Raw genomic sequence first — 18195 nt, 5'->3', positions numbered from 1 at the left:
AGCGGGCTTGATCCGTCTCGGCCATATCTCTTGCGGGCCGGCCCGTCCGAGGCTGGCGTCGTTCGGGACCGTCAGGCCGCGTGGCGGCAGGTCGCGCAGCTGCAGTCGTCGCAGACGCAGTTCGCGCACTCGTGCCGCTCGCCGCAGTTGTCGCACGAGCAGATGTTGTGGTTGCAGGTCTCGCAGGTGCAGTCCGTACAGGTGCACATCGCGCAGCTGTCGTCGCAGTTGTCACACGAGCAGGTGGTGCACTCGTCGTAATGGCCGTCGTGCTCGCGGTGCAGGTGGCCGTCGTGCAGGTAGTCCACGTGATCCTCGTGGACGACGGCCTCGTGCCCGCAGCCGGGCCCGTGGGTGTGGGAGTGCGGCTCGGCGGTGGGGTGGTCGGTCACGGTCATGGGTGGGGCTCCTGTTCCTCGTCGCCGTAGTCGTAGGCAGCGTCCGCGGCCTCGGCATGCATACATCATCATACGTGCATGTATTGATGTCAACGGGGCGCCGGTATGGGCTGAATATCGGGTGGCGAGGGGATTGAGGGGGCCGGGACCGGGCGCCGCCCGGCCCCGCGCCGTGGTGCCCTCGAGAGGAATCGAACCTCCGACACCGGCTTTAGGAGAGCCGTGCTCTATCCACTGAGCTACGAGGGCGGGAACCGGGGGAGAGTCTAACCGATGCCCGCCCGTCTCCGTGATCGGCGAGTTGGAGTGTCCGCACCCGGGCGGTATGGTTGACCGTCGGCGTCCGTGTCGTCTCCGTAACCGGAGATCGGCGGACCGCCTCCGCGGGTCACCACCGGCCGCCGCGCGAGGGGGAGGGCGTCCGACCGGCCGGCAGCCCCACTAGACAGACAGAGGTATCGCCTGTGTCCACGTACACCCCCAAGCCCGGGGACGTGACGCGCGCCTGGTACGTCATCGACGCCACTGATGTGGTTCTCGGTCGACTCGCCGTCCAGGTCGCCAACATCCTCCGTGGCAAGCACAAGCCGCAGTTCGCCCCGAACGCCGACACCGGCGACTTCGTCATCATCATCAACGCCGACAAGGTCGCGATCTCGTCCAACAAGCGCGAGCGCGTGATGCATCACCGCCACTCCGGGTTCCCCGGCGGGCTCAAGTCGCAGTCCCTCGGCAAGGCCATGGACACGCGCCCGGATCGCGTCGTCGAGAAGGCCGTCAAGGGCATGCTCCCGAGCAACAAGCTCGGTCGTGCCGTCGCCTCCAAGTTGAAGGTGTACGCGGGACCCGATCACCCGCACGCCGCCCAGCAGCCCGTGCCCTACGAGATCAAGCAGGTGGCCCAGTGACCGACGAGAACATCACCCCCGAGGCCGAGCTCGCCGATGACACGGTGGCGGAGCTCGCCGCCGAGGTCGCCGAGGACTACAGCGAGGCCGACTACGCCGGCGGCACCGATTACGTGGCCGACGCCGAGTCCCAGCTGGCCCCCGTCGTCTCCTCCGGTCCGGCACAGGCGGTCGGACGCCGCAAGGAGGCCGTCGCCCGCGTCCGCCTCATGCCCGGTTCCGGTCAGTTCACCCTCAACGGTCGTAGTCTCGAGGACTACTTCCCGAACAAGGTGCACCAGCAGCTCGTCAAGTCCCCGCTCGTCCTCGTCGAGCGCGAGGAGCAGTTCGACATCGTGGCACTGCTCCACGGTGGAGGACCGTCGGGTCAGGCCGGCGCACTGCGCCTGGCGATCGCCCGTGCGCTGATCGAGTACTCCTCGGATGACCGCCCGGCGCTCAAGAAGGCCGGCTTCCTCACCCGGGACGCCCGCGCCGTCGAGCGTAAGAAGGCAGGCCTGAAGAAGGCCCGTAAGGCACCGCAGTACTCGAAGCGCTGATCACCGCGCTCGATATCCCAGAGCAGGCGCCCGCTACCGCGGGGGCCTGCTCTGGCTTGTTTCCCGAGGGACCTCACGGCCGGGGTTATCCTTACCCGGTCCGGACCACCCACGCCGCGTGCGGTGGCGGTCCCCCTACCCCGGAGGATCACGCATCATGACCCGACTTTTCGGTACCGACGGGGTTCGCGGACTCGCCAATCGGACGCTCACGGTGGACCTGGCAGTACGGCTCGGTGCCGCTGCCGCCTCCGTCCTCGCGACCGAGGCCCGCGCCACCGGGCCCGAGGTGGCCCCGGCCCGCCCCCTGGCCGTCGTGGGCCGCGACCCCCGGGCGTCGGGTGAGATGCTCGAGGCGGCCCTCGCCGCCGGTCTGGCCAGCCAGGGGGTGGACGTGCTGTGCGTCGGGGAACTCCCGACCCCTGCCGTCGCCCATCTGACGGCATGGCACGGTGCGGCGCTCGGGGCGGTCATCTCGGCCTCGCACAACGCGATGCCCGACAACGGCATCAAGTTCTTCGCCGCCGGCGGGCACAAGCTCGGTGACCACCTGGAGGACCGCATCGAGGGTGCGCTCGCGGAGGGGACGATCACCGGACCCACCGGGGCGCAGGTCGGCCGGATCTCACGTGCGCCGTCGGAGGACGCGCTGGACGGGTACGTCCGGCACCTGCTCGACGCGACGCCGGGGCGGCTGGACGGGCTCAGGGTGGTGGTGGACTGCGCCAACGGGGCGGCGAGCGTGGCGGCGCCGCGCGCCTACCGTGGTGCGGGGGCGACCGTGATCGAGCTCCACTCCAGCCCCGACGGGTACAACATCAACGACGGGTGCGGCTCCACCCATCTGGACGACGTGCGCGCGGCCGTCCGCGAGCACGGCGCGGATCTCGGCCTCGCGCACGACGGCGACGCGGACCGTTGCCTGGCCGTGGACGCCTCCGGTGACGTCGTCGACGGTGACCAGATCATGGCGATCCTCGCGCTGGCGATGCGGGACGCCGGAGAGCTCGTGGAGGACACTCTCGTGGCGACGGTCATGAGCAACCTCGGCCTCAAGGTGGCGATGCAGGCTGAGGGGATCCACGTCACCGAGACCAAGGTGGGGGACCGCTACGTTCTGGAACGTCTTCGTGAGGGTGGGTACAGCCTCGGCGGCGAGCAGTCCGGTCACCTCGTCCTCCCCGCCCACGCGACCACCGGCGACGGGGTCCTCACCGGCCTTCGCATCATGGCCCGGATGGCGGAGACCGGCAACTCCCTGGCCCAGCTCGCCGGGGTGATGACGGTGCTCCCGCAGGTCCTGATCAACGTGCCGGTCGAGAACAAGGCAGCTGTCGTGTCGTCCGAGGTGGTGGGCGACGCGGTGGCGGAGGAAGAGGCGCGACTGGGCGCGACCGGCAGGGTGTTGCTGCGCCCGTCGGGTACCGAGCAGCTGGTCCGCGTCATGGTGGAAGCGGAGGACGCGCACTGCGCCCGCAGGGTGGCCGAGCGGTTGGCTGGACTCGTCACCACGGTCTGACACCACCGTCTGACGCGGCCCGGGGCGCCGGGATCCCGGTGGGGTCCCCGGCGGGCCCGGGCCGGCCGGGCTCGAGAGCCGGCTCAGCTCCCGGTGACGCTCTTGAAGAGTCTGAGTAGCGGCGGCCCGCCGGCCATGAGGTCGTCGTCCTCCTCGTCCAGCATCGCGTCGGTCACCGTGACGGTGTCCTTGAGCGTCTTCTCCGGATCGGCGAACACCGAGTAGGTCGCATCGCCCGCGAGCGTGGTCAGGAGATAACCCGCCAGAAGCGGCCGCACCGTGCGTTGTGTCCGGCGGTCCGGGTCTGCGAGCCCGACGTATTTGATCAACGGCGCGCCCTCGACCAGGCCGGTCTCGATGGCCTTCTCGAGACGCCGGTGCACGATCGGACCGCGCCATGCCAGGTGGAGCGCCCGCGCGTCCTCGGCGTGCACGCCACCGGAGGCCGACAGGAGCAGGCCCGGCGCGTCGATGGTCATCGCCCGATCGGCGGCGGACGGAACGGTCTCGGTGGGGAACGCCATCGCCACGGCCCCGATATCGGTGCGCTGGGAGGCCAGGAGTGCGGCGACCCCGGCGCCGAGACCGTGACCGGCCAGTCCGATCCGGCGGGGGTCCGCCCGGACGCCCCCGCGGCCGAGTTTGGCCTGGAGCACGTCCTCGATCGCGGCCGACAGATGGTCGGCGAAGTGCTGGTGATTCGGACGGGGGGACCGGTCGGTCGCGGGCGCCACCACGACGAAGCCCCACGAGGCGAGGTGCTTGAGCGTGTCGGTGTAGTCGCGGGGACCCTTGGTCCAGTCGTGGGCGAAGCCCACCACCGGGGCTGGCGACGGTGCGTCACGGGGCACGAACACGGCGCCCGGCGTCCCGGTGAACCCGAGATCGCCCGTATCGACCCCGTGGGGGCCCCGCCGGTTCACCTTGTCGAGCAGAGCTTTGGTCTTGATGGCCACGGGGGCCACAGTATCGCCTCCGGGGGGGTCGACGGTGCCGGGGCGTCGGGACGGCCTGGCTACACTTAGCGGCCATGTGCGGAATCGTCGGTTATGTGGGGCATCAGGCTGCCCTCCCTGTCGTGGTCGAGGCCCTGCGGCGGATGGAGTACCGCGGGTACGACTCCGCCGGGGTCGCCGTGCTGGACGGGTCGGGTGGCTCTCGGGTCGAGAAGAAGGAAGGCAAGCTCGCCAACCTCGAGGCCGCGCTGGCCTCCGCCGGTGACGACGGTTTCCCGGGGACCACCGGGATCGGACATACCCGCTGGGCCACCCACGGACGCCCCAGCGACCGCAACGCACACCCGCACGTCTCCGGCGACGTGGCGATCGTGCACAACGGCATCATCGAGAACTTCGCCCCGCTGCGCGCCGAGTTGGAGGCCGCCGGAGTCGAGTTGGTCTCGGACACCGACTCCGAGGTCGCCGCCCATCTGCTTGCCCGGGAGATGGGGTCCGGTCCCCGCGCGGGAGATTTCGTCGCGTCGTGCCGGGCCGTTCTCAGTCGACTCGAGGGCGCCTTCACCCTGGTGTTCAGCCATGCCGACCACCCCGGCACCCTCGTCGCGGCCCGTCGGTCGACGCCGCTGGTGCTGGGAGTGGGGGAGGGCGAGATGTTCCTCGGCTCGGACGTCGCGGCGTTCATCGAACACACCCGTGAGGCGGTGGAGCTCGGGCAGGACAACGTGGTCGTGCTCCGGGCCGACGGGTACGAGATCACCGATTTCGCCGGCGAGCCCACGGAGGGCCGTCCGTTCCACATCGACTGGGACCTGGCCGCCGCCGAGAAGGGCGGGTACGACTACTTCATGCTCAAGGAGATCGCCGAGCAGCCGAAGGCGGTGGCCGACACCCTGCTCGGCCACTTCCAGGACGGTCGCATCGTGCTCGACGAGCAGCGGATCAGCGACCAGGACCTGCGGGACATCGACAAGGTGTTCATCGTGGCCTGCGGCAGCGCGTATCACTCCGGCATGGTCGCCAAGTACGCGATCGAGCACTGGACCCGTCTGCCCTGCGAGGTCGAGATCGCCTCGGAGTTCCGCTACCGCGACCCGGTGCTGGACCGATCCACCCTCGTGGTGGCCATCTCCCAGTCGGGCGAGACCGCCGACACCCTCGAGGCCGTGCGGCACGCCAAGTCCCAGAAGGCCCGGGTCCTGGCGGTCTGCAACACCAACGGGTCGCAGATCCCGCGCGAGGCGGACGCGGTGCTGTACACCCACGCCGGGCCCGAGATCGGCGTGGCCTCGACCAAGGCGTACCTCGCCCAGATCACCGCCAACTATCTCGTCGGGCTGGCGTTGGCCCAGGCCCGCGGCACCAAGTACCCCGACGAGGTGGCGGCCGAGTTCCGCCAGCTCGAGCAGATGCCCGTTGCCATCCAGAAGGTGGTCGACTCCCTGGACCCGGTCCGCGAGATCGCCCGGGAGCTGGCCGGGTCGAAGTCGGTGCTGTTCCTCGGCCGCCACGTCGGCTACCCGACCGCCCTCGAGGGAGCGCTCAAGCTCAAGGAGTTGGCGTACATGCACGCCGAGGGTTTCCCGGCGGGCGAGCTCAAGCACGGTCCGATCGCGCTGATCGAGGACGACCTGCCCGTGTTCATCGTCATGCCGCCGGTCGAGGGACGCGGGGTCCTGCACTCCAAGCTGGTGAGCAACATCCAGGAGATCAGGGCCCGTGGTGCACGGACCATCGTGATCGCCGAGGAGGGGGACGAGGTGGTGCGACCGCTGTCGGACCACTTCATCCCGATCCCGGCCTCGACCACCCTGCTGCAACCGTTGCTCGCCACGATTCCGTACCAGGCCTTCGCCGCCGAGGTCGCCGCCGCCCGCGGCTACGACGTGGACAAGCCCCGCAATCTGGCCAAATCCGTCACGGTGGAGTGACCCGCACCCGGGTCCGAGTAAGGACGTAGACGTCATGTTGCGCGCGCACCCGGTCGAGGCGATCCGATCCGCCGAGCGCCCGCTCATCGAGGCGGCCGCAGCGGCGGGGGACCCGGACGCCGTGATGCGTCGCGCCGCCTCGGGGGTCGCCCACCACACCGCGGCGCTCCTGAGGAGTCGGACCGGAGGGGTCTACGGTCGCTCGGTCGTGCTTCTCGTGGGCAGCGGTGACAACGGCGGTGACGCCCTCTACGCCGGCGCGGTCCTGCGTGGGCGTGGGTGCCGGGTGGAGGCCGTCCTCCTCCACCCCGACCGGGTCCACGCGCGGGCACTGGGGGCCCTGCGCAGTGCCGGTGGTCGGGTGACCACCGGCGGGGTCGACGCGGTCTGCGGCGCGGCGGGCACGCCGGACGTGGTGATCGACGGCGTCGTGGGGCTCGCGGGATCCGGCCCGCTGCGGGAGCCCGCGGCGGCGAGGGTCGACGCGCTCGCCCGGGCCGGGTCGCCGTTCGTCGCGGTGGACCTGCCGAGCGGGGTGGACGCCGACACCGGCACGGTGCACGACGCGCACGTCCGGGCGGACGTCACCGTCACGTTCGGGACCCTCCGGCGCGCCCACCTGCTCGCCTCGCCCACGTGCGGCCGGGTCGAGGTGGTCGACATCGGACTGGCGGAACCCGCCTCCGGGCCGCTGACGGTACACCGCCCTGACCCGTCCGAGGTGGGCCGCGCCTGGCCGGTCCCGGGGCCGGAGGACGACAAGTACACCCAGGGCGTGGTCGCCATCCGGGCGGGATCCGGCCGGTTCCCCGGAGCGGCCGTGCTGTGCGCCTCGGCCGCGGTGGCGGCGACGTCGGGGATGGTCCGGTACGTCGGCTCCGGAGCGGCTGACGTGCTCGCGGCTCGTCCGGAGGTGGTGTGCCACCCGTCGGTCGCCGAGACCGGCACCGCGCAGTCCTGGGTCGTGGGGCCGGGAGCGGGGACCGGGTCGGCGGCGGTCGCCGACATCGAGGCCATCCTGGCCCGGGCACGACCGACCGTCCTGGATGCCGACGCACTGACCTGCATCGCGAGTCATCCCGTGGTGCTGCGGAGTGCGAGGGCCCCGGTACTGCTCACCCCCCACGCCGGGGAGTTCGACAGGCTGACCGGCGGGTGGGACCGGTCGGACCGGCCGGGCGCCCTGCGCAGGTACGTCTCGGATCTGCGCAACCGGGGGATCCCGGCGACGGTGCTGCTCAAGGGGCGGGTGACGCTCGTCGACGACGGGCAGACCACCTGGTCGGTCGACCCGGGCTCCTCCTGGGCCGCGACGGCGGGCTCCGGGGACGTGTTGGCCGGGATGGTCGGCGCCCTGCTCGCGAACGGTCCGGGCGGGAGCGGCGTGGACTCCGGCGGAACGGGTTCCGGCGGGGAGGTCGCGTGGTCGGCGGTCGCCGCGGCGGTGGTCCACGGCGAGGCCGCGCGGGCCGCGGCGCGACGCACGGGCGGTCCCGGCGCGCCGATCGGCGCCGGGGATCTGCTGCGCGCGGTCCCGGTGGCGATCTCCGCGATCCGCGGAGCGTGAATGGCCTCTCCCGGCCGAGGTTTGGCAGAATGGACGAAATGGGTCCAATTGTCCCCCAGTCGCCGTGTCGCGCCGAGATAGACCTGGACGCGATCGAGCACAACTCCCGCGTCCTGACGCGGGCCGCGCAGGGTGCGCGGGTCATGGCCGTGGTGAAGGCCGACGCCTACGGCCACGGGGCCGTGCCCGTCTCCCTCGCCGCGCTGCGCGGTGGTGCGGACGCGCTGGGCGTCACGACGATCGCCGAGGCGCTCCAGCTGCGTGCCGCGGGCATCGACTCCGAGATCCTGGCCTGGTTGTTCGGGGTCGGTGATGACGTCGGCGCGGCGCTGTCAGCAGATGTGGATCTGGCGGTCCCGAGCCCGGGCCACCTCGACACCGTGCTCGACGCCGCCCGTCGGACCGGACGCCGCGCGAGGGTGACGCCCAAGATCGACACCGGTCTCGCCCGCTCCGGCGTCACGCTCGAGGAGTGGCCCGCCCTGCTCGACCGGCTCGTCACCGCCTCCGAGGAGGGCCTCGTGGAGTTGACGGGGTTGATGGCACACTTCGCGCACGCCGACGACCCGGGCAACCCGGTGATCGACCAGCAGGTCGCCAGGCTGCACGCCTGCGTGGCGCAGGCCCGCGAACGGGGGTTGGAGTGCCCGGTGAACCACCACGCCAACTCCGCGGCCACCCTCACCCGTCCGGAGGACGGGTTCGAGATGGTCCGCCCCGGGATCGCGCTCTACGGACTCAACCCGGTCGACGGTCTCGAGGCGGACCTGATCCCGGCGATGACGTTCTCCGCCGAGGTGTTGATGGTCAAGCGCATCGCCGCCGGTCAGGGGGTGAGCTACGGGCACACGTGGTACGCGCCGCACGACACCACCGTCGCTCTCGTGGCGGCGGGTTACGCCGACGGGGTGTGGCGCCTGCTCTCGGGCGGTCTCGACGTGCAGATCAACGGGCGTCGCTACCACAACGTCGGACGTGTCTGCATGGACCAGTTCGTCGTCGACCTGGGCCCCGACCCGGGCGAGGCGGTACGGGCGGGGGACACCGCCGTCCTGTTCGGCGACGGTTCCGACGGCGGACCCACCGCCGCCGAGTGGGCCCGCTCCCTCGGGACCATCCACTACGAGGTCGTCACCGCGGTCCGAGGTCGCGCTGTGCGCCATCACGTGCTCGGGACCCGCCACGCCCCGGACCGGCGGAAGGAGGGGTCGACATGAGTGGAGACGACAACTCGCCCGGGCGCCGGAGGTCGATGCCCCGACTCCGGCTCCCCCGGCGCCCCTCCAGGTCGCCCGCGAGCGAGCCCGTCGAGGTCCGATCACCAGAACTGGTGGGCGGTCAGGCCAGTGACGCCGAGACCGTCGACGAGCAGATCCGGACCCCCGGGGGACTCGCCGCGGGCCTGAGCGCCCTGGGCGCCGCGACGATCGGATCCGTCGGCACCCTCCTCCCGGGGCGCCGGGCGAGCGACCCGTGGGCCGGAGAGGACATGTGGGAGCTCGGGGTCGACCGGGGGTCGATGGTCGCCGCCTCGGACGGGGTCCCGCTCGCGGTGCGCGAGGCCGGCCCGACGGACGCGCCGATGACCGTGGTGTTCGCCCACGGCTACACGCTCTCGATGGATTCCTGGCACTTCCAGCGCCGGCACCTCCAGGACCGGTTCGGATCCGAGGTCCGGTTGGTCTTCTACGACCAGCGCGGTCACGGGCTCAGCGGGAAGAGCTCGCGCGAGAACTCGACGATCGCCCAGCTGGCGGCCGACCTCAACTCGGTGATCTCGGCCACCGCCCCGACCGGCCCGATCGTGGCGATCGGCCATTCCATGGGGGGGATGACGGTATTGGGCTACGCAGCCCGTCACTCCGAGGCGGTCCGCGAGCGGGTGCTCGGTGTGGGTTTGGTCGCCACCGCCATGGCAGAACTGTCGGAGTCGGGCCTGGGCGCCGTACTCGACAGCCGGGCCGTCAGCAGGTTCGTGGGTCTGGCCGGCCGCACGCCGGCCGTGTTCACCAGCAGCCGCAAGGCCCTCGGGGCGATCATCTCCCCGTTCATCTACGGCGGCTCGTTCGGCGACCCGGCCAAGATGAGCCCGACCGTCGCCCGGTTCGTCGACAAGCTCATCGCCTCGACGGACATGCTGACCATCGCGAACTTCTTCGAGACCCTCACCCAGCACGACGAGTCCGCGGCCGTGCCCGTCCTGCGGGACGTGCGGACCACGGTGTTGTGCGGTGACCGCGACCTGCTCACCCCCCTCGACCGCTCAGTGGACATCGCCGAGGCGTTACCGGACGCCGAGTTCGTGGTGGTCCCGGGGGCGGGACACATGGTGATGCTGGAGGAGCCCGCGCACGTGTCGGAGGTCCTCGGTGACCTGATCGCGGACGCCGTCGTCGAGTGGCGCGCACGCACACACGGGTCGTCGGGGCGCCGAAGCACGGCGTTGTGACGATCGGGGTACCGGGAGCGCGGTCCCTCCCCACCGTGGAGGACACGCGTCGGCTCGGCGTGGAACTCGCGGCGCTGCTGCGGGCCGGCGACGTCGTGGTCCTCGACGGACCCCTCGGTGCCGGCAAGACCGCCCTCACCGCAGGGATCGCCGCCGGTCTGGGCGTCCGGGGCCGGGTGACCTCACCGACCTTCGTGATCGCCCGTCGGCACGCCCCTGGAGCCCCGGGCGGCCCCGGACTGGTCCACGTGGACGCCTACCGACTGGTGGGGGGTCAGAACCCCGACGGGTCGCAGCCCTCGTCCGGTGATCTGGCCGACCAGTTGGAGTCCCTCGACCTGGATTCCTCGCTCGACCATGACGTGGTGGTGGTGGAGTGGGGGGCCGGGTTCGTGGAGTCCCTGGTCGCGGCGCCACTCGTCGTCACTCTCCACCGCGGTGCCGAGACAGAGGTGCGCTCGGCCACCTGGCGCCGGGCCGATCGGGCACCGGGCCCGGCGGTACCCTGACCACCGTGCTGGTCCTCGCCGTCGACACCTCGACCCCCGCCGTCACGGCAGGGGTCTGCCGTCTCGTGGAGGGGGGCGGCGGCCCGGCCGTGATCACCCTGGCCACGCGCGTGACCGAGGACGCGCGGGCGCACGCCGAGCTGCTCACCCCTCACATCCTGGACTGCCTCGCGGAAGCGGACCTGGTCCCCGACGACCTCGACGCGGTGGTGGTGGGCGTGGGGCCGGGGCCGTTCACCGGACTCCGGGTGGGCATGGCGACCGCGGCGGCGTTCGCCGATGCGCTCGGCCGACCGGTGTACGGGGTGTGCTCGCTCGACGGCCTAGCGTGGCGGGCGCGCGCGGCCGGGGTGACGGGCGACCTCCTCGTCGTCACCGACGCCCGGCGCCGCGAGGCCTACCACGCGCGATACTCCCCGGACGGCCGCCGCGTGGCCGGCCCCACGGTCGGTCCCGCGGCGGACATCTCCACCGAGGGGGTGGACCACGTGGTCGGCGACGCCACCCGACTCGATGAGCTCGTCGGCCGGACGCCCCGCGCGGGGACGGGTGGCGGAGGGACCGTCGCGCCGGACCGGTTGGTCTCACCGGACCCGGCCGGGCTCGTCGCGGCCGCCGCCGCGGACCTTCTCAACGGAGTGGCTCCTGCCCCGCTGGAGCCCCTCTACCTGCGCCGACCGGATGCCGTGCCGCCCCGCCGGGTGGAGCCGTCGCCCGCCCTGCGGGGCACCGAGCCCGGCGGACCACGGGGGTGAGCGGCCGGAGGTCGGAGAGTACCGACGTGGCCGGCGTCGTCTACGACCCGTTGGTCGCTGGCGACGCGATGCGCTGCGCGGACCTCGAGCGGGTGCTCTTCCGTGGTGACGGGCCGTGGTCGGCCGCCGCGTTCCTGTCCGAGATCGGTGCCGGGCACACCACCTGTCGTGCCGCCCGTGTCGAGGACGTGCTGGTCGGTTACGCCGTGCTGGCGGCGCTCGGGCGGGAGGGGGACCGGGAGTTCGAGGTCCACACCATCGGCGTCGACCCCGCCTATCGGGGCCGGGGGATCGGACGCACCCTGCTGCGCATGCTGCTCGATGTGGCGGATGCCGAGGCGGCTCCCGTCCTCCTGGACGTGCGCACCGACAACGTCCCGGCCCGCACGCTCTACGAGGCCCACGGATTCGAGGTGGTGGGGCTGCGGCCCCGGTATTACCGTCCGAGCATGGCCGACGCTCACCTGATGGTGCGCCCGGCGCGCGGCGGACCCGACGAGAGAGGGGGGAGCGGCCCGTGAGGACCGTACTGGGGATCGAGAGCTCGTGTGACGAGACGGGTGTGGCGATCGCGCGGGTCCACGACGACGGTCGTGCGGAACTGCTCGCCGACGTGGTCGCGTCGTCGATGTCCGAGCACGCGCGGTTCGGCGGGGTGGTGCCCGAGATCGCCTCCCGCGCGCATCTCGAGGCGCTCGTCCCGACCGTGCGTGCGGCGCTCGCCGAGGCGGGCGTGGACCGCCCCGACGCCGTGGCCGCGACCATCGGCCCCGGACTGTCCGGTGCCCTGTTGGTGGGATCCGCGGCGGCCAAGGCCTACGCCGCCGCGTGGGGCACGCCGTTCTACGCGGTCAACCACCTGGTGGGACACGTCGCCGTGGCCGGGTTCGACGGTGGACCACTCGAGGAGTGCGTGGCGCTGTTGGTCTCCGGTGGGCACACCCAACTGCTGCACGTGCGGTCCCTCACCGAACCGGTGGTCGAACTCGGCTCGACGGTCGACGACGCGGCGGGGGAGGCCTACGACAAGGTCGCGAGGCTCCTGGGGTTGGGGTATCCGGGCGGTCCGGTGATCGATCGGCTCGCGGCGTCGGGGGACGGCGCGGCCATACCCTTCCCGCGCGGCATGACCGGGCCCCGGGACGCCCGGCACGATTTCTCCTTCTCCGGTCTCAAGACCTCGGTCGCGCGTCGGATCGAGGCCGCCGAGCGGGACGGGTCCCAGCTCGAGGTGGCCGACGTCGCCGCATCATTTCAGGAGGCGGTGGCGGACGTGCTCACCATGAAGGCGGTGCGGGCCTGCACCGACCTGGGTGTGCGGACCCTGCTCGTCGGCGGCGGTGTCGCGGCGAACTCCCGGCTTCGCGAACTGGCGGCACAGAGGTGCGCTGCGGCCGGTATCCGCCTCCGGGTGCCCCGACCGCGGTTGTGCACGGACAACGGCGCGATGGTCGTCGCGGTGGCGTCAGCACTCCTCGCCGCCGGCGCCGGGCCCAGTTCCCTGACCGTCGCCGCGGATCCCGGGCTCACTGTCGGGGTGACCCAGGTGGTGTGAGGTGTGCGCGTCAGAACCCGAGCAGGGCCAGACCGTACCCGGTGAACAGCAGCATTCCCGACACCAACACAGTGATCACGACCAGCCACAGGTAGCCCACCGCGAGGGCGGTGAGGGCGAGCCCGCGCCCGGCCTGACCGGTGCGACGGATCCTGGCCAGGGCGAGATGACCGAGTACGACCGAGGCGAGCGCGAAGACCGCGGGCAACGCGGGCAGGAACAGTCCGAGGAACGACCCGAAGACCACGTTCCCCACCGCCAACACGACCGCCGCGAGCGCCGTCCCGTTGACCTCGTTGACATCGTCGACCTCGGGTCGCCCGGTGCGGGAGCCGTGCGCGGGGTCCTCCGGTTCGCGACGACCGGACGCGCCCGCGCCACCGCAGGGGATACCTGACATGGACGTCGACTCCTCCCGGACTGGCGGGGCCTGCCGCTGATCGTACGCGGGAGTCGCGCACACGTCCGGAGCTCGAGTCGGGCGAGTGGGGCCGGGCGGTGTTCGCCATCCGCGAACGCGACAGGATCGTGCACCCGGGACACTTGAGTGCTGGCACTCGCACATATAGAGTGCCAATAGGCATGGACCCGGCCGCGTCACCCGCGACGACGCCACCCGGAGCCCCGCCCCCTGAGCACATCAGCCATCTACACACGGAGGATCCATCGTGGCGATCAAGCCGCTTGAGGACAAGATTCTCGTCGAGGCCACCGCTGCCGAGACCACCACGGCGTCCGGCCTCGTCATCCCGGACACCGCCAAGGAGAAGCCCCAGGAGGGCACCGTCGTCGCGGTCGGCAAGGGCCGCTTCGACGAGGACGGCGACCGCATCCCCATGGACATCAAGGAGGGGGACAAGGTCATCTACTCCAAGTACGGCGGAACCGAGATCAAGTACGAGGGCAAGGAGTACCTGATCCTCTCCTCGCGCGACGTCCTCGCCGTCATCGACTGACGTGAGTCGGTAGAACCCCGCCCCGGTGGTGTCGGCCAGTGTCCGGCCCCGCCGGGGCGGTGGTGTCTCGCCGGTGTCCCGCCGGTCCAGCAGGCAGCACGACCCGTCCGTCCCGCACACCCACTTCCTTCCAGGAGTCCCATCAATGTCCAAGTTGATAGCGTTCGACGAGGAGGCCCGTAAGGGCATGCTCGCCGGTGTCGACGAGCTCGCCGACACCGTCAAGGTCACGCTCGGCCCGAAGGGTCGGCACGTCGTACTGGCCAAGGCCTTCGGTGGCCCCACCGTCACGAACGACGGTGTCTCCATCGCCCGCGAGATCGAGCTCTCCGACCCGTTCGCGAATCTCGGTGCCCAGCTGGTCAAGAGCGTCGCCACCAAGACCAACGACGTCGCGGGCGACGGCACGACCACCGCGACCGTGCTCGCGCAGGCGCTGATCCGCGAGGGGTTGCGCAACGTCGCCGCCGGGTCCAACCCGATGGCCATGGGCAAGGGCATCGAGAAGGCCTCGGCCGCGGTCGTCGAGTTCCTCAAGTCCGCCGCCACCCCTGTGTCGGGGTCCGAGGCCGTGGCACAGGTCGCGACGGTCTCCTCCCGGGACCCGGAGGTCGGCCGCATGGTCGCCGAGGCCATGGACGCCGTGGGTGTCAACGGCGTCGTGTCGGTCGAGGAATCCCAGGGCCTGCACACCGAGGTCGCCGTGACCGAGGGCATCGCCTTCGACAAGGGCTACCTCAGCCCCTACTTCGTCACCGACCCCGACGAGCAGAAGGCCATCTACGAGGACGTCCTGGTCCTGCTGCACCGCGAGAAGATCAGCTCCCTCCCGGACCTGCTCCCGCTGCTCGAGAAGGTCGCCGAGACCGGCAAGCCGCTGCTCGTCGTGGCCGAGGATGTCGACGGAGAGGCGCTGTCGACGCTGGTCGTCAACTCGATCCGCAAGACCATCAAGGTCGTCGCGATCAAGGCGCCGTTCTTCGGCGACCGCCGCAAGGCCTTCCAGGACGATCTCGCGATCGTCCTCAAGGGTCAGGTCGTCAGCCCGGACCTGGGCATGAAGCTCTCCGACTGTGGCCTCGAGGTGCTCGGACACGCCCGCCGCGTGACCGTCTCCAAGGACGAGACGATCATCGTCGACGGCGACGGGGACCAGGCCGATGTGGACGCCCGGGTGGCGCAGCTTCGCCGGCAGGCCGAGGCGACCGACTCCGACTGGGACCGCGAGAAGCTCGAGGAGCGCATCGCCAAGCTCTCCGGTGGCGTCGCGGTGATCCGGGTCGGCGCGGCCACCGAGACGGAGCTCACCGAGCGCAAGCTCCGTGTCGAGGACGCGGTCAACTCGGCCAAGGCCGCCGTCGAGGAGGGCGTGATCGCCGGTGGTGGTTCCGTGCTCGTCCAGGCGGCCGCGGCGCTCACCCGTCTCTCGGCAGGCATCTCCGACCCCGACGAGGTCGTCGGGGTGAACGTGGTCCGCAAGGCACTGTCTGCTCCCTTGTTCTGGATCGCCGCCAATGCCGGAGAAGACGGTTCCGTCGTGGTCAGCAAGGTCTCCGACCTCGGTCCGCGTGACGGTTTCAACGCCGCCACCGGCGAGTACGGTGACCTGGTCTCGGCGGGCGTCATCGACCCGGTGAAGGTGACCCACTCCGCCGTCGTCAACGCCTGCTCCGTCGCGCGGATGGTCCTGACCACCGAGACCGCGATCGTGGACAAGCCCGAGGAGGAGGCACCCGGCGGACACTCGCACGCCGGTCACTCCCACTGACCTGTCCCACTGACCTCTCCCACACCGGGCCCCGGCTCCCGCATCCCGCGGGAGCCGGGGCCCGGTCGTCGTGGAACGACCGGGGTGTCGTCCCGTCCGGCGTCGAGAGGTTAGGCTGGGCCCTCACCGGATGACCTGCCGCACAGGTGCCGTGGAAGTATCCTGTGCCCACGCCCCGCCGGCCGCCACGGTCCGGACCCGACCGCGCGACCCCGGCGTGCACCCCGACAGAAAGGCCGTGCCCCGTAGCACACCCGTGTAACGAGAGGCCCCCCTAATTCGATGACAGGTACAGCAGACGAGTTGGAGCTCGCCGTCGCCGCCGCGGTCAGAGGAGACCGCAGTGCGGCCACGCGGGTGCTCGAGCTCGTTCGTCCCGGGGTGGTGCGGTACTGCCGCTCTCGCGTCGGGGGTGCGGAGAGGGTCAACCTTTCTGCTGACGATGTCGCACAGGAGGTGCTGATCGCGGTGCTCTCGGCGTTGCCCGGGTACCGGGATCAGGGACGTCCCTTCATGGCATTCGTGTACGGGATCGCGGCACACAAGGTCGCGGACGCGCACCGGGGCGCCGCACGGAACAAGTCGGACCCCGTGGAGTACCTGCCGGAGGTGCTCTCGACGGAGACGGGGCCGGAGGATCACATCCTCGACGGCGAGGTGACCAGGGCCATGAGCCGACTCCTGGACACCCTGCCGGAGAAGCAGAGGGAGATCATCCGGTTGCGGGTGGTAGTAGGACTCTCGGCGGAGGAGACCGCGGAGATCGTGGACAGCACGGCCGGAGCCGTGCGCGTGGCCCAACACCGGGCCATGAAGCAGCTCCGGGCGAGGATCGAGCAGGACGGAGAGGAGCGATGGCGATGAACGACGACGAAGTCGGCCCCGGCACCCGGGACGACGCCGCCTCGCTCGACGGGCACGGCCCGGACCCCGAGGCGGTGGAGCGCGACGACCAGCTCCTCGACGCCCTCGGGGCGGGCGGCCGTCCCACCGACACCGATACCCTCGCGGCGCTGCTCGCCGACTGGCGGGGGGAGCTCGACTCCGCACCCCTGCCCGAGCTGCCGGGAGATGAGGAGGTCGGGGTCGCACTGGCGCCCAACGTCTCCCGCCTGTGGCCCCGCCGGGGCTGGGCCAGGTCCCATGAACACCACCACGGCCAACGTCCCGCGTTGTGGCAGGCGGTGATCGGGGCCGCGGCGGTGGCCGCCGTGATCGTCGGCGGCCTGTCGGTGGCCGCGCACAGTGCCATGCCGGGGGACCCGCTGTGGGGCGTGTCCAAGACGATCTTCGCCGACCGTGCCGGGGAGGTGGAGTTGGTCAGCGACCTGACCGAGCATCTGGCCGCAGCGGATCTGGCGGCTCGCGAAGGTGATCGCGAGCGGGCCGAGCGTCTCCTCGACGAGGTGTCCGGCCGGCTGGACGAGGTCGCGGACGCCTCGGAACGCGTCGAGTTGATGAAGCGCCGCGACGCCATCCGGCGCGACCTGAGCCGGATCACGCCCACCTCGGTACCGTCCCCCGCTCCCGCACCCGAACCGGCGCCCGCCCCGGCCCCCGGACCGGGCCAGGGCCCCGCGACTCTCGTTCCCGGGGTGCCCGTGCCGCTGCCGACGAACCTCATCCCGCCGCCGCCGCCGGGTATGCCGGTCATCCCGTTACCGTTGGACGGGCTACGGATCTCGACGACGTTGCAGATTCCGATCGACACCCAGCGGATCCAGGATTTCCTGGCGCCCACCACCGGCCGTCCGAACCCGGGCGAGGTCGCAGGGACCACCCCGGCGCCGACCCCGACCCGGACCACCGTGACCCAGGTCCCGACCTCGGGACCGGCGGCCACCAGTGCACCGGCGACCGCGCCACCCACGGGCTAGGTGTGATACCCGGCTAGACCGCGCACCGGGGGTGCGATTCCCGGGGCGGGACCCGGGGCCGCGAACCCGCCCTCAGCGGCGCCAGTGCAGCCGGCGCGGGCGGATCGCACGCACCGCGTCGGCGTACCCGCGGCAGTAGTCCCACGACACGTAGTCGTCGGGGATCGGGTCGAACGCGGGCTCGTGGGGCAGGAGCGAACCGTCCTCGAGGAGCTGCATGAGGTTGGCGCGGAGCATGTCCCACTCGTGGAAGTGCTCCTCGGCACAGTCCTCGCACTGCACGGCCACGCCCTTGACGCCGGTGGGTGCCAGGAGCTCGCGGAACTCCGCGAGATCGGCCAGGTCCTCCTCGATCGCGCGGCGTTCCTCCGCGTCGAGCGGGCCCGACGGGATGCCGTCGTCGACGGGGTCGAGCCCGGCCAGCTCCGCCGTCGGATCATCCGGATCGCCGGCGAACGGGTCGGGCGGCATGCCGTGCCGTAGGGGATCGTTCACCCCCTCACCGTAC

At 71.6% G+C, this 18195-nt stretch carries 19 protein-coding genes and 1 tRNA gene; 15 read left to right on the top strand and 5 right to left on the bottom strand.

Annotated features, from left to right (window positions below; all coding sequences use genetic code 11):
• Positions 1 to 71: 71 nt before the first annotated feature.
• Positions 72 to 398, bottom strand: a complete 327-nt coding sequence (locus H483_RS39645) for a hypothetical protein (RefSeq protein ID WP_176475040.1) — start codon at positions 396 to 398, stop codon at positions 72 to 74.
• A 173-nt stretch (positions 399 to 571) separates the two neighbouring features.
• A tRNA-Arg gene (locus H483_RS31125) sits at positions 572 to 647 on the bottom strand.
• A gap of 215 nt (positions 648 to 862) precedes the next feature.
• Here H483_RS31125 and rplM point away from each other — a divergent pair.
• The 3 genes from rplM (at position 863) to glmM (ending at position 3364) form a co-directional block, all read left to right on the top strand.
• Positions 863 to 1306 carry a 50S ribosomal protein L13 gene (gene rplM / locus H483_RS31120; RefSeq protein ID WP_017837232.1) on the top strand — a complete coding sequence of 148 codons (444 nt, stop codon included), beginning with the start codon at positions 863 to 865 and terminating at the stop codon, positions 1304 to 1306.
• Complete coding sequence (rpsI, locus tag H483_RS31115; RefSeq protein ID WP_017837231.1) at positions 1303 to 1845, top strand: 30S ribosomal protein S9; 543 nt, start codon at positions 1303 to 1305, stop codon at positions 1843 to 1845. The genes rplM and rpsI overlap by 4 nt, the downstream gene beginning before the upstream one ends.
• A gap of 157 nt (positions 1846 to 2002) precedes the next feature.
• Positions 2003 to 3364 carry a phosphoglucosamine mutase gene (gene glmM, locus H483_RS31110; RefSeq protein ID WP_017837230.1) on the top strand — a complete coding sequence of 454 codons (1362 nt, stop codon included), beginning with the start codon at positions 2003 to 2005 and terminating at the stop codon, positions 3362 to 3364.
• 83 nt (positions 3365 to 3447) lie between these two features.
• Here the strand turns inward: glmM and H483_RS31105 are convergent, their stop codons facing one another.
• Complete coding sequence (locus tag H483_RS31105) at positions 3448 to 4320, bottom strand: dienelactone hydrolase family protein (protein WP_042329895.1); 873 nt, start codon at positions 4318 to 4320, stop codon at positions 3448 to 3450.
• Between the two features lie 74 nt (positions 4321 to 4394).
• Here H483_RS31105 and glmS point away from each other — a divergent pair, with 74 nt between their 5' ends.
• From glmS to tsaD, 8 genes are read left to right on the top strand one after another with little or no spacing between them, the layout of a single operon-like run.
• Positions 4395 to 6251, top strand: a complete 1857-nt coding sequence (gene glmS, locus H483_RS31100; protein WP_031264939.1) for a glutamine--fructose-6-phosphate transaminase (isomerizing) — start codon at positions 4395 to 4397, stop codon at positions 6249 to 6251.
• A 34-nt stretch (positions 6252 to 6285) separates the two neighbouring features.
• Positions 6286 to 7818, top strand: coding sequence for an NAD(P)H-hydrate epimerase (locus tag H483_RS31095; protein WP_017837227.1), 1533 nt, complete (start codon positions 6286 to 6288; stop codon positions 7816 to 7818).
• A 38-nt stretch (positions 7819 to 7856) separates the two neighbouring features.
• The gene (gene alr, locus H483_RS31090; RefSeq protein ID WP_152427978.1) at positions 7857 to 9035 is read left to right on the top strand and encodes an alanine racemase; all 1179 of its coding nucleotides are present in this window, start codon (positions 7857 to 7859) and stop codon (positions 9033 to 9035) included.
• Entirely contained in the window at positions 9032 to 10267 is a 1236-nt protein-coding gene (locus H483_RS31085; RefSeq protein ID WP_017837225.1) for an alpha/beta fold hydrolase, read from the top strand. The genes alr and H483_RS31085 overlap by 4 nt, the downstream gene beginning before the upstream one ends.
• Positions 10264 to 10776, top strand: coding sequence for a tRNA (adenosine(37)-N6)-threonylcarbamoyltransferase complex ATPase subunit type 1 TsaE (locus tag H483_RS31080; protein ID WP_042329893.1), 513 nt, complete (start codon positions 10264 to 10266; stop codon positions 10774 to 10776). Before H483_RS31085 ends, H483_RS31080 begins: the two co-directional genes overlap by 4 nt.
• Positions 10777 to 10781: 5 nt before the next feature.
• Entirely contained in the window at positions 10782 to 11531 is a 750-nt protein-coding gene (tsaB, locus tag H483_RS31075) for a tRNA (adenosine(37)-N6)-threonylcarbamoyltransferase complex dimerization subunit type 1 TsaB (protein ID WP_017837223.1), read from the top strand.
• A gap of 26 nt (positions 11532 to 11557) precedes the next feature.
• Positions 11558 to 12052 (top strand): ribosomal protein S18-alanine N-acetyltransferase, encoded by a 495-nt coding sequence (gene rimI / locus H483_RS31070; RefSeq protein WP_017837222.1) that lies wholly within the window; start codon positions 11558 to 11560, stop codon positions 12050 to 12052.
• Positions 12049 to 13086 carry a tRNA (adenosine(37)-N6)-threonylcarbamoyltransferase complex transferase subunit TsaD gene (gene tsaD, locus H483_RS31065; protein WP_017837221.1) on the top strand — a complete coding sequence of 346 codons (1038 nt, stop codon included), beginning with the start codon at positions 12049 to 12051 and terminating at the stop codon, positions 13084 to 13086. Before rimI ends, tsaD begins: the two co-directional genes overlap by 4 nt.
• Positions 13087 to 13096: 10 nt before the next feature.
• Here tsaD and H483_RS38215 read toward each other — a convergent pair whose 3' ends face one another.
• On the bottom strand, positions 13097 to 13486 hold the full coding sequence (locus H483_RS38215) for a DUF4190 domain-containing protein (RefSeq protein WP_017837220.1): 390 nt from the start codon (positions 13484 to 13486) through the stop codon (positions 13097 to 13099).
• Positions 13487 to 13754: 268 nt separating this feature from the next.
• Here H483_RS38215 and groES point away from each other — a divergent pair, with 268 nt between their 5' ends.
• The 4 genes from groES (at position 13755) to H483_RS31045 (ending at position 17687) form a co-directional block, all read left to right on the top strand.
• Positions 13755 to 14042, top strand: coding sequence for a co-chaperone GroES (gene groES / locus H483_RS31060; RefSeq protein ID WP_017837219.1), 288 nt, complete (start codon positions 13755 to 13757; stop codon positions 14040 to 14042).
• Positions 14043 to 14187: 145 nt separating this feature from the next.
• A complete protein-coding gene (gene groL / locus H483_RS31055) occupies positions 14188 to 15810 on the top strand; it encodes a chaperonin GroEL (RefSeq protein WP_017837218.1) in 1623 nt (540 codons plus the stop codon).
• Positions 15811 to 16092: 282 nt separating this feature from the next.
• Positions 16093 to 16674 (top strand): sigma-70 family RNA polymerase sigma factor, encoded by a 582-nt coding sequence (locus tag H483_RS31050; protein ID WP_017837217.1) that lies wholly within the window; start codon positions 16093 to 16095, stop codon positions 16672 to 16674.
• Positions 16671 to 17687 carry an anti-sigma-D factor RsdA gene (locus H483_RS31045; RefSeq protein WP_152427977.1) on the top strand — a complete coding sequence of 339 codons (1017 nt, stop codon included), beginning with the start codon at positions 16671 to 16673 and terminating at the stop codon, positions 17685 to 17687. Before H483_RS31050 ends, H483_RS31045 begins: the two co-directional genes overlap by 4 nt.
• Positions 17688 to 17759: 72 nt before the next feature.
• On the opposite strand, the gene H483_RS31040 is transcribed toward H483_RS31045, so the two are convergent.
• Positions 17760 to 18182, bottom strand: a complete 423-nt coding sequence (locus H483_RS31040) for a DUF5319 domain-containing protein (RefSeq protein ID WP_017837215.1) — start codon at positions 18180 to 18182, stop codon at positions 17760 to 17762.
• Between the last annotated feature and the right edge of the window lie 13 nt (positions 18183 to 18195).

Origin of the sequence: Dietzia sp. UCD-THP, from assembly GCF_000349585.1 — a bacterium.
GTDB lineage: Bacteria > Actinomycetota > Actinomycetes > Mycobacteriales > Mycobacteriaceae > Dietzia > Dietzia natronolimnaea_A.
The sequence above is the reverse complement of the archived record's forward strand: the minus strand, read 5'-3'. Positions and strand labels throughout refer to the sequence as shown.